Raw genomic sequence first — 10,402 nt, 5'->3', positions numbered from 1 at the left:
CTGACCGGTGAACTCGGCCAACAGCTCTCCCTGGGAATGGACACCACCAGCGGCGACGGCCTGGACCTCAACTCCAAGGAGGCCGGCAGCACGCTCGCACCCAAACTCATCCTCACCCTGAGCTAGGTCAGGCAGGAAGAGGACAAAACAGGCCCTTCGCAGATGAGCGTGGTTAGGGCGGTCTGAGACTGTCGCCGCGGGGTGGGGCAGTTTCCGGTGCGGCGTGGTGCAGCGGAAAAGAGGTCAGGGCCTCTTTGAATTGGTAGCGACCAAGCAAACCAATACCAAAAGAGACCCTGACATGAATAACTCTATGTCTTGTTCTGATGGCCGCTGGTGCACGCGCGCGGATGCGCTGCTCGGTGTCGAAGGCGTACACGTCAGCTCCGTCACCGCAACCCCAGGCGGATTGATTCTGAGCGTCGAGACCGGGGAGGACGTCACCGGCTGCCCCGACTGCGGCGTCGTTGCGGTCGGGCACGGGCGCCGGCAGGTTCGGCTCCATGACATTCCCTGTTTCGGCAGGCCGGTGCGGCTGCTGTGGGCCAAGCGTGTCTGGCGCTGCCCGGATCCGGACTGCCCGAGGACGACGTTCACCGAGGAGCACCCGCTGGCCGGGCCCCGGGCGAAACTTACCGACCGTGCCGTGAACTGGGCAACCGACGCGCTGCAGCATTTCGACTCCTCGGTATCGGCACTGGCCCACCAGCTCGGCGTCTCCTGGCACACCGTGTGGCACGGGATCCGGGCCGAGGCCGCGCGGCGGATCGCTGACACAGGCCGGCTGAAGGGGGTGAATGCGCTCGGCGTCGACGAACATGTCTGGGCCCACACTGGTCCGCCCGGCACCGGGATGGTCACCGGGATCGTGGATCACACCCGCGACGCGGACGGCATCGTTCACGCCCGGCTGCTTGACCTGGTTCCGGGACGGTCCGGGAAGGCCTACGCGGACTGGCTCAAAGACCGCGGCGCCGGGTTCACCGCCGGGATCAAGACCGCTGCGCTGGATCCGTTCCGCGGCTACGCGAACGCGATCCGTGACGAACTGCCCGAAGCCATCACCGTCCTGGATGCCTTCCACGTCGTGAAACTGGGTTCGGCCATGGTCGATGAGGTCCGCCGCCGGGTCCAGCAGGACACCCTGGGACACCGCGGCCGCAAGGGCGATCCGCTCTACGGGATCCGCAGGACCCTGCAGATCGGCGCAGAACACCTCAGCGAGAAACAGGCCGCACGCCTCGATGCGAAACTCACCATCGGGGACCCGGACCACGAAGTCACGCTGGCCTGGCAGTGCTACCAGAAGCTCCGCAACATCTACCACGCAAGGCCGGAACGCGGCCGTGAACTCGTCACCGAGGTCATCGCGTCGTTCCCGACCTGCCCCATCCCGGAAGTCGCCCGCCTCGGCCGGACACTCAAACAATGGAAAGCCGCGATCTTGGCCTACTTCGACACCCTCGGCGCCTCCAACGGCCCCACCGAGGCGATCAATGGCGTCATCGAGACCACCCGCAGAATAGCGCGAGGCTTCCGCAACTTCCCCAACTACAGAATCAGATGCCTACTCGCCGCCGGCGGCCACCGTCCCTACCGGGCAAAACAAACCAACCATGCCTAAATGCGAAGGGCCACAAAACATGGCAGGGACCCCATCCTTAGGGATGGGGTCCCTGCCATGTTTAGCGACGCGCCCGTCACAGGTCAGATGGAGTGTGCGCTCACTGGACCTCGCTCCACGGTGCGCGTGCAATGACGGTCCCGGACAGCGGGCGGCCCTCCACGTGCGCTATCCGGCGTCCGCGTACGTACCCGGCGGCCGTCCAGGCCAGGACTGCGATGACGGCTCCCGCCCGGCCCAGCCCCTGCGGGTTGTCGCCCCGGCCCCAATCGCGCACTCCCGCAAAAACGGCCCGGGGCAGTACGCTGCGCACGTAGCGCCGCTCAGGGCCGAGAGCCCGTTTTTGGCCTACCACGCGGCTGACCTGGGCTTTGGAGATGCCTTCGGACCAGGAACGCGACAGCATGTAGCGCAATGTCCCCCTGTCCGCCGGCACATGGTGGCGGACCAAAGCCGCAGGTTCGTAGACGATCCGCGATCCGGGTGAGCCCATCTTCGAACGGATGCAGATCTCGGTCTCCTCACAGCCAAGGGGCAAGGTGCCCTGGCGGCCCAGCGAAAGGTTGAAGCCGCCTACCTGCCGGAGGACTTCGCGCCTGAAGGACATGTTTGCGCCGATGACGTTCCGGACCTCGGAGGCCACCTTGGGCATTCCGCGGTGGCTGCATCCTACGATCCAGTCGAGCTCTTCACCGAAGTAGCCCGGACGGCCTGTTTCCCACACCGGTTCCACGCGGCCGCCGACGGCCAGGACATCAGGATCGTCATAAAGGGCGAGCAGCCGTTGAAGCCAGTCCGGGGCTGCCTCGGCGTCGTCGTCGAGGAAGGCAACAATGTCCGAGTCGGCCAGTCCGACGCCGGTGTTCCGTGCTCCGGACAACCCGCGTGGACCGCTGCTCTCCACCACCGTCACGTCATCTACGATTTCGGTGAGCCGCTCGTAGAGGTCCGCGTTATGGTCAATCACCACCAGTACCTCCTGGGGTGCAACTGATTGGGCCCGGACGGACTCTATGACGTCCAGCAACCGGTCCCAACGCCTTTCGGTATAAGCACAAATGACGATCGTTACGCTCGGCCTTGCACCACGATCCAGCATGTTACGCTCCCCGAGCCGCAGAGAGGACTGTTTGGGGATCCATGGGCGTCCGCGGGACGCTGATATTTGCGTAGGTATATTTCACCCGGCGGAGGGCTTCAGGTCTGGCGCCCGCGGTGGGCGCCTCCCACATGGTGCATTCGCGCGCCAGCGTTCCCAGTACCCGCCAGCCGTCACGGAACGTCTGCAGGTTCGACGCGCCGGAGATCCTGTCCAGCTCCAGGCTGGGGACTTCGGCAATGCGCAGACCGGCCTTTGCCGCCCGGACAATCAGCTCGGTCTCAATTTCAAAGCCGTCCGATTCCAGCTGAAGGATCTCCAGGCATTCCCTCCGAAACGCAATATATCCATAGCAAAGGTCAGAGTAATTGCTGTGCAGGACCGCATTGGCCAATCCGGTCAGAGCGCGGTTGCCGGCCTTCCTCAGCCGGGTCAGGTCTTCGGATCCTCCGCCCGTGACATGGCGCGAACCCTTAACAAAGTCGAAATCGTGCTGAAGCGGGGCAACGAACCAGCCGATCTCCTGGGGATCCATGCTGCCATCCGCATCCAGCATGACAATGATGTCCCCTGAGGCTGCGGCAAAACCCGAACGAAGGGCCACGCCCTTACCCTTGCGCTGCTCATCGACGATGACAAGGTTGTCACGGATAGCGCGGGCTACTCCCACCGTGTTGTCCGTGGACCGGCCGTCCACGATGACAACCTCGTCCACATACGAGGGAATCCGGCGAAGCACCCACGGGATATTCCTCGCCTCGTTCAGGGTGGGGATGACGACACTGACTGACGCCCTCGGAGCTTCGAAGGCCAGCATAGGGAATGTTATCGGGAGCTGGGTTGAAATAGACAAATACCTCACCACTTCATGACGCTTGCGGATTTCGTCAACTCCGCACTCGACTCAGAAGTCGGGCGCAGATTTATCGCTTTATCCGGTCATGGGTCTGGTCTCTGGCCCCAGCTCTCATTTAGCCTTCGACTCTGGCCGTGAAAATGAGCCTATGGCTGGCCTGAGGAGCCTGTCACCAGTGGCAGGTACTCACTTTTGAGCGCCGGATATACGTTCCCTACCCAAGTACAGGGGTTAGCCGCCGGTCAAAATATTAGGTATAGGGTTCTCATTCCGCCCATATATCTTAGGGATTTGACCGCTGTATCTGGGCTAGCGCGCCTAGGGGACTTCACGTTGATGATTTCCAAGTGCCCGGGAGCCCCGTTGAAAATGGCCCGTAGCGTCGGGTGTCTCGCCTTCCATAAAGCACCGCCGAAACCATCACCGGGCGGACCGAACGCTGGGAGGCCCCTTCCGGCCAGATAGCCGAAGTTGGCTGACCGCGTTCAGGCCACGCCTACACCGCCGTCCGGAAGAAAAGCTCCGTGGCCGTTGCCAGCCGGTGCGGGTCATCCACGCCGCAGAGCTCGCGGGCTGAATGCATTGACAGCAGGGGCACGCCGACGTCGACAGTCCGGATCCCCAGGCGCGTGGCGGTCAGGGGGCCGATGGTGGAGCCGCAGGGCATCACGTTGTTGGACACAAATTCTTGGTACGGCACCTCCGCCTCCCCGCACAGCCTCGCCCAGAAAGCCGCGCCGATGGCATCGGTCGCGTACCGCTGGTTGGCGTTGATCTTCAGCAGCGGGCCGCTGTTCAGGACCGGGTGGTTGGCCGGATCGTGCCGCTCCGGGTAGTTGGGGTGGACGGCGTGGCCGGCGTCCGCGGAAACACAGAACGACGCCGCCAGCGCCTGCCGCCGCTGGCTCACCGTTGCGCCCAGCCCGTCGGAGATCCGCACGAGGACGTCCTCGAGGACGGGCCCGGACGCGCCGGAACGGGAGTTGGAACCGATTTCCTCGTGATCGAACGCCGCAAGGACGGCGATAGGGGCGCCGGCGATCGGCCTACCTGCCGCGCCGCCGGACGCAGCAGAAGAATGCGCGATCAGTGCCGCCAGCCCTGCGTGCGTCGCGGAAAGGTTGTCCAGCCGCCCGGAGGCGAAGAACTCACTGTTGGCACCGAAAACCGCAGGTGCCTGCGTGTCTGCAATGACGACGTCGTACCCTCCGATCCTGGCCGGATCAACGGACGCACCGGGCACATGCGATGCCAAAACCGCCAGCAGGTCGACATCGGAAGGGCTACCGAGGCCCCACACGGGGTTCATGTGCCGCTGCTTGTCCAGGGTCAGGCCGTCGTTGACGGCACGGTCAAGGTGGATGGCCAGCTGCGGGAAGCGGAGCATGGGCCCGGTAGCGGTGAGGTGTTCGGTGCCGTCCAGCATGACCAGGCGGCCCGCCAGCTGAAGTTCGCGGTCCAACCAGGAGTTGAGCAGTGGCCCGCCGTAGACCTCCACCCCGGCCTGCAGCCAGCCGAACGCTCCCGCGGTGGGCTTGGGCTTGAGCTTGAAGGATGGGGAGTCCGTGTGCGCGCCAAGGATGTTGAACCCGGTGGTGGGTCCGGCATTTTCCGGGACCACCCAGGCGATCAGCGCGCCGTCGCGGACCATGTAGAACGACCCGGCCCCGCCGCCCCAGGGCTCACGCTCGTCCAGGCCCGTGAACCCTGCGGCGTCCAGCCGCCGGGCGGCCTCGTGGACGGCGTGGAAGCTCGACGGCGATGCGATGACGTACGCGCCCAGGTCCTGGATGTGGTCAACGGCATTGGACGCGGCGGCACTGGAGCGTGAAGGCATGGTTCCGAGTCTAGATGGTCACGTTGAGCCCCGCGGTGTAGCCGGCCGAAGCCGATCCGGTCATGGTGGCCAGCTGGTAGATGCCGCCGTCGTCCCCGAAGACGTTGTCTGACTGCAGGGTGGTCCGGGGAAAGTTCCGTGCACTGGATTCATAGCCAGCCGTTGCGTAGACCTCCTTGCAGGCAGCGTCGGTCAGCGCGATCTGCGAGACCGCCAGAACCTGCCCCGCCGCCGTGGCGTTGCTCATGGACTCGAACACCTCGAAGTGGATGTGCGGCCAGCGCCCGGAATAGGCTCCGGGGAAGATGGACGTGAAGGTGACCTGGCCGTTGGAGTCGGCCTCCTGGACGCCGCGGAGGTAGTTTTCGTTTGCCAGTCCGGAATCGTACATGGAGTACCTGCCGTCCCGGTCGCAGTGCCAGGCGTAAACGGCCGCGCCCGCCAGGGGTACACAGCCATTGGCGTTGTCCAGCAGGGTCAGGGTGAATGTCAGCGGCACGCCTTCAGCCTTGGCGGACCCGGTCCCGAAGCTGGAGGTGATGTCCTGCCGGACCACGCCGGAGGCTGCCAGGACGTTGGGGCCGTTGGAGCCGTCACCCGGGTAGGGCCCCGCCGTTTCCTGCGGGATCTCCACGCCGCACTCCGCGATCGCCCGGGTGAGCGTGGGGCTGGCGGTGGGAGTCGCCGCCGTCGTGGTGGCGGCACTTGCGGAGGATGAGGCACTCTCCGGGGCGGCCGACGTCGACGTGCCGGCTGTGGTGCCTGACCCGCCGGGCGTGCACGCTGCCAAGGCCGCGGCCGCACCGCCGGCGCCGAAGAACATTCCGAGGGAACGGCGGCTGATCATGGTGGAAAGATCAAATTCAAGGCCGCGGTCGTGGTTGGGGTGGGGAAGGTGGTTGCTCATGGCTCCATCCAACGCGCCCCGCCTGTCCCCTGCATAGGCCCTTCCTGTGCGGAACCTGTGCCGTCAGTCGTCCGCGCCAGCGTCAGTCGTCCGCGCCAGCGTCAGTCGTCCTCGCCAGCGTCAGTAGTCCGGATTGCTGGGGACTACCAGGCCTGTCTCGTAGGCGTAAACCACTGCCTGGACCCGGTCGCGCAGGTGAAGCTTGGTCAGGATGCGGCGGACGTGGGTCTTCACCGTTGCTTCGGAGAGGAAATACCGGTGCGCGATCTCGGCGTTGGACAGGCCCTCCGCCATGGCCCCGAGCATTTCTGTTTCGCGCGGTGTGAGGTCTTCGAGCAGGGCATCCCGCGGCGCGGCGGAGGGGGCCGGCACCGCTGCACCGCGGACATAGGTCTCCAACAGCCGCTGCGTGACCCTCGGTGCCACGACGGCATCCCCGCTGGCCACCACCCGGACCGCGCTGACCAGCTCCGACGGCGCCACGTCCTTGAGGAGGAAGGCGGACGCGCCGGCCTGGAGTCCGGCGAAGGCGTATTCGTCCACATCGAAGGTGGTGAGGATGATGATCCGGGCGCACGATCGGGAGGCTGTGATGGCGCGGGTTGCCTCGATACCGTCCAGCACGGGCATCCTGACGTCCATCAGCACCACGTCGGGTTTGAGGTCGCGGACCAGCCGGACCGCCTCGGCACCGTCAGAGGCCTCGCCCACGATATGCAGGTCTTCCTCGCCCTCGAGGATGAGGCGGAACCCCATCCTCAGCAGGGGCTGGTCATCAACCAGCAGGACGGTTATGGGTTGGGTTTCAGTCACGGGTGCCTTGCAGTTGGGATGGACGGTTGTGGGGTTCCACTGGCTCGTCGGCCGGCCAGTTCAGGACGGCACACACGCGCCAGCCGCGGCCGCGCCGCCCGGCCACCACGGTGCCTGCGTAGATGCGCGCCCGTTCGGCCATCCCCGCCAGCCCCTGGCCGGAACCGGGGCCGACGCCGGAGCCAGGGAGCCCTGGACCTGGCCCGCCGCCGTCGGACGTGCCTGGACCCGGGACTCCCGCGCCGTCGTCGAGCACTTCAATAGTGACCGTGGGGCCGGCCCGGACGATGCCCACATCCACGCGTCCCAGCGACCGGCCGTAGCGGAGCACATTGGTCAGTGACTCCTGCACAATCCTGTAGACCGTCAGCTGGAAGGCCGCGTCGTCCGGCAGCGCCGGACCGGTGTGTGAGTAGTGCAGCGGCAAGCCCGCGGTGCGGAAGCCTTCCAGGAGCGTCGCCAGGCTGTCGCCCGAAGCGAGCGGCTGACGCGGCGCCGTCCCGCCGGCGTCGTCCCGGAGTACACCCAGGACACGCCGCATGTCCGCCAGCGCCGTCCGGCCGGTCCGCGACAGCTCACCCAGCACTTCCGCGGCGCGGTCGGGGCTTTTCCGGACCACAATGGCGGCGCCATCGGAGAGGCTGACCATCACCGTCAGTGAGTGAGCCACGACGTCGTGCATTTCGCGGGCGATCCGGTTGCGTTCGTTAACGGACGCCAGGCTGGCCGTCCGCGCCGCCCACGCGGCGATCTCCTGCTCATGTTCCCGGCGCTGCCGCACCGAGATGCCGATCCCGGTGGCGATGACGTTGGACAGGGCGATGGTGGCGCCGGTGGCGATGCTGGTCAGGAGGTGGAAGGCGCCGGGATTGCCACCGGCATCATGGACGAAGGAATTCTCCATGGGACCAACGGCGGCCAGCAGGTACAGCAGGGCCAGCGGCGCTGTGGCGGCGGCCATGGCCACCAGCGCGAACCGGCGCGTGTGCACCACGGCCACGGCGTACAGCGAGAACCACAAGCCCGCCGAGACATTGGAGCCCCACGGGTGCAGCAGCGTGACTGCCACTTCCATCACCGCCACGAAGGCAGCCAACGCCACAGGGTGGGAGCGCCGGAAGAACAGGGCCCCGGCGACCACAAGGAGGAGCGCCGCCGCCAGCCAGGCGCCGGACATGATCGCGTCCACCACGGTCGGCGCCACCAGAAGCGCGTAGCTGAACACCACCACACCGTCCATCACCCGGGGATGCTGGTAAAGGTAACGCCGGAGCAGGCCGCGGCGCTTGGCCGTGATCTCGGCAAGGGACGCGTCGGCCTGGCTGGCCGGCGCGTCCCTCACGAGTGCCGCTTCATTCATGCTCTGAGCCTAGTGTCCGCCTAAACGTCGCGTTTCTTGAGCACGATCATGGCCGGTACCAGGAACAGCAGGACGTAGCCCAGGAATATCAGGCCACCCTGCCAGGGATCGATGACCCCGTCGGTGTGGCCAATGGACAGGAACCGTCCGCCGGCGTCGCTGGGGAGGTACTGGGGCACGTACTTCCAGAAGTCACCGGGGATGAACGTCATGAAGCTGGCCGCGATGGACAGGACAAAGAACAGGCCCACCAGGACCGTGATGCCGCCCGCGGAGTTGCGCAGCAGCGCACCAAGTGACAGGCCGATCAGGGCCACCCCGGCAACGTAGAGGCCGCCCGTGAAGACGCTGTACAGCACGCCCTCCGTGGACCAGTCCAGGTCCAGGCCCAGTCCCTGGAAGACCGGCATGGCGATCAGGAACGTGGCCACGGCGGCGATGGTGGTGATGACGTAGGAGATCACGGCGAGCAGGATCGCCTTGGCCACAAAGGCCGGTGTGCGGCGCGGGACGGCGTTCATGGTGGAACGGATCATACCCGTGGCGTACTCGGAGGAGATGAACAGGACAGCCAGCGAGCCCAGCACCAGGATGCCGATCTGCAGGCCTGCATTGGGCAGGTTGTACAGGTCAAAGCCTGATCCCGGCGGGAACGTCTGGGACATCATTTCCGGCGTCAGCGTCTGGCCCTGGTCCCGGGCCTGCCGGGCCATTTCGTCCAGGAAGGAAAACCGGATCAGGACGGCGAGGGCCCCGACGCCGATGATCGCCACCAGGGTCAGGAGCAGCAGGATGCGGGTGGACATCAGGGAGAACAGCTTGATCCATTCGGACCGCAGCACACCGGCGAACGTCACGCCCTTGGTACCAGCGGTGGAACGGACCAGGGAAGTTTGGGTATCAGTCATGGTGGTCATCGTCCTTACTTTCCTGCCGTTGCCGGGGCGGTTTCCGGGGCGAACTCGCCGGCCGGTCCGCCGGTCAGGTGTGAGTGGTATTCCACTTCGTCCTTGGTGAGGTCGAAGTAGGCGTCTTCCAGAGACGATTGCTGCGGGGTGAGTTCGTAGACGAGCACCCGGTTGTCCAGTGCCACCTGGGCAATGTGGCGTGCGTCCAGGCCTGTCACTTCCAGGGTTTCGGGCTGGCCCTGGTCCACGGTCACGCCATGGCCGGACAGCAGCGCGGACAGCTGGGTGGCTGCGGACGTGCGGACCAGGGTCTTGACCTGACGGGTGCCGGCAATGATGTCCTGCACGGGGGCGTCCGCAATGATCTTGCCGCGGCCGATCACGATCAGATGGTCTGCCGTCTGGGCCATTTCGCTCATGAGGTGTGAGGACAGGAAGACGGTCTTGCCCTGCCCGGCGAGGTAGCGGACCAGGTTGCGGACCCACAACACACCTTCCGGATCGAGGCCGTTGACCGGCTCGTCCAGGATCAGGGTCTGCGGGTCGCCAAGGAGCGCGTTGGCAATGCCCAGGCGCTGCCCCATGCCCAGCGAGAAGCCGCCTGCCTTCTTCCTGGCCACTGCCTCCAGGCCGGTCATCTCGATGACTTCATGCACGCGGGACGTGGGAATGTTGTGCGTCGCCGCCATGGCCCGCAGGTGGTTGTAGGCGCTGCGGCTGGTGTGGACGGCTTTGGCGTCCAGCAGCGCACCCACCTGGTGCAGGGGGGCCTTGTGGTCGGCGTAGTGCAGGCCGTTGACGGTGACCGTGCCCGACGTCGGCCGGTCCAGTCCCATGATCATGCGCATGGTGGTGGATTTGCCGGCACCGTTCGGGCCCAGGAAGCCCGTGACCTGCCCTGCTTTAACGGTGAAGCTGACGCCGTCAACCGCCGTTTTGCTGCCGTAGACCTTTGACAGGCCTGTTGCCTCAATCATGGAAATGTTCCTTAGAAACAG

General features: G+C 65.8%; 9 protein-coding genes. 1 reads left to right on the top strand and 8 read right to left on the bottom strand.

Features of this window, described 5'->3' with window-relative positions; all coding sequences use genetic code 11:
- Positions 1–301 precede the first annotated feature (301 nt).
- A complete protein-coding gene (locus tag NFC73_RS09425) occupies positions 302–1,624 on the top strand; it encodes an ISL3 family transposase (RefSeq protein ID WP_443703142.1) in 1,323 nt (440 codons plus the stop codon).
- 100 nt (positions 1,625–1,724) lie between these two features.
- Here the strand turns inward: NFC73_RS09425 and NFC73_RS09420 are convergent, their stop codons facing one another.
- The 8 genes from NFC73_RS09420 to NFC73_RS09385 form a co-directional block, all read right to left on the bottom strand.
- Entirely contained in the window at positions 1,725–2,723 is a 999-nt protein-coding gene (locus NFC73_RS09420) for a glycosyltransferase family 2 protein (protein ID WP_254749588.1), read from the bottom strand.
- Position 2,724: 1 nt separating this feature from the next.
- Positions 2,725–3,540: a glycosyltransferase family 2 protein gene (locus NFC73_RS09415; protein WP_254749586.1), complete on the bottom strand. Its 816-nt coding sequence runs from the start codon at positions 3,538–3,540 to the stop codon at positions 2,725–2,727.
- Between the two features lie 535 nt (positions 3,541–4,075).
- On the bottom strand, positions 4,076–5,416 hold the full coding sequence (locus NFC73_RS09410; protein WP_254749584.1) for a M18 family aminopeptidase: 1,341 nt from the start codon (positions 5,414–5,416) through the stop codon (positions 4,076–4,078).
- Between the two features lie 10 nt (positions 5,417–5,426).
- Positions 5,427–6,323, bottom strand: coding sequence for an intradiol ring-cleavage dioxygenase (locus NFC73_RS09405; RefSeq protein WP_254749582.1), 897 nt, complete (start codon positions 6,321–6,323; stop codon positions 5,427–5,429).
- A 120-nt stretch (positions 6,324–6,443) separates the two neighbouring features.
- Complete coding sequence (locus tag NFC73_RS09400) at positions 6,444–7,136, bottom strand: response regulator (RefSeq protein WP_254749581.1); 693 nt, start codon at positions 7,134–7,136, stop codon at positions 6,444–6,446.
- Complete coding sequence (locus NFC73_RS09395; RefSeq protein ID WP_254749580.1) at positions 7,129–8,496, bottom strand: sensor histidine kinase; 1,368 nt, start codon at positions 8,494–8,496, stop codon at positions 7,129–7,131. Before NFC73_RS09395 ends, NFC73_RS09400 begins: the two co-directional genes overlap by 8 nt.
- 20 nt (positions 8,497–8,516) lie before the next feature.
- Positions 8,517–9,404: an ABC-2 transporter permease family protein gene (locus NFC73_RS09390; RefSeq protein ID WP_254749578.1), complete on the bottom strand. Its 888-nt coding sequence runs from the start codon at positions 9,402–9,404 to the stop codon at positions 8,517–8,519.
- 14 nt (positions 9,405–9,418) lie between these two features.
- On the bottom strand, positions 9,419–10,381 hold the full coding sequence (locus NFC73_RS09385; RefSeq protein ID WP_254749576.1) for an ABC transporter ATP-binding protein: 963 nt from the start codon (positions 10,379–10,381) through the stop codon (positions 9,419–9,421).
- Positions 10,382–10,402: the final 21 nt, after the last annotated feature.

Origin of the sequence: Pseudarthrobacter humi (assembly GCF_024294965.1) — a bacterium.
Lineage (GTDB): Bacteria > Actinomycetota > Actinomycetes > Actinomycetales > Micrococcaceae > Arthrobacter > Arthrobacter humi.
Note: the sequence above shows the minus strand (reverse complement) of the source record. Positions and strands in the feature narration are given on the sequence as shown.

Excerpts from the sequence above, each read along its gene's own strand:
- NFC73_RS09385 (WP_254749576.1), bottom strand. The coding sequence starts at position 10,381 with ATGATTGAGGCAACAGGCCTGTCAAAGGTCTACGGCAGCAAAACGGCG.
- NFC73_RS09420 (WP_254749588.1), bottom strand. The coding sequence starts at position 2,723 with ATGCTGGATCGTGGTGCAAGGCCGAGCGTAACGATCGTCATTTGTGCT.
- NFC73_RS09390 (WP_254749578.1), bottom strand. The coding sequence starts at position 9,404 with ATGACTGATACCCAAACTTCCCTGGTCCGTTCCACCGCTGGTACCAAG.
- NFC73_RS09410 (WP_254749584.1), bottom strand. The coding sequence starts at position 5,416 with ATGCCTTCACGCTCCAGTGCCGCCGCGTCCAATGCCGTTGACCACATC.
- NFC73_RS09395 (WP_254749580.1), bottom strand. The coding sequence starts at position 8,496 with ATGAATGAAGCGGCACTCGTGAGGGACGCGCCGGCCAGCCAGGCCGAC.
- NFC73_RS09405 (WP_254749582.1), bottom strand. The coding sequence starts at position 6,323 with ATGAGCAACCACCTTCCCCACCCCAACCACGACCGCGGCCTTGAATTT.
- NFC73_RS09425 (WP_443703142.1), top strand. The coding sequence starts at position 302 with ATGAATAACTCTATGTCTTGTTCTGATGGCCGCTGGTGCACGCGCGCG.
- NFC73_RS09415 (WP_254749586.1), bottom strand. The coding sequence starts at position 3,540 with ATGCTGGCCTTCGAAGCTCCGAGGGCGTCAGTCAGTGTCGTCATCCCC.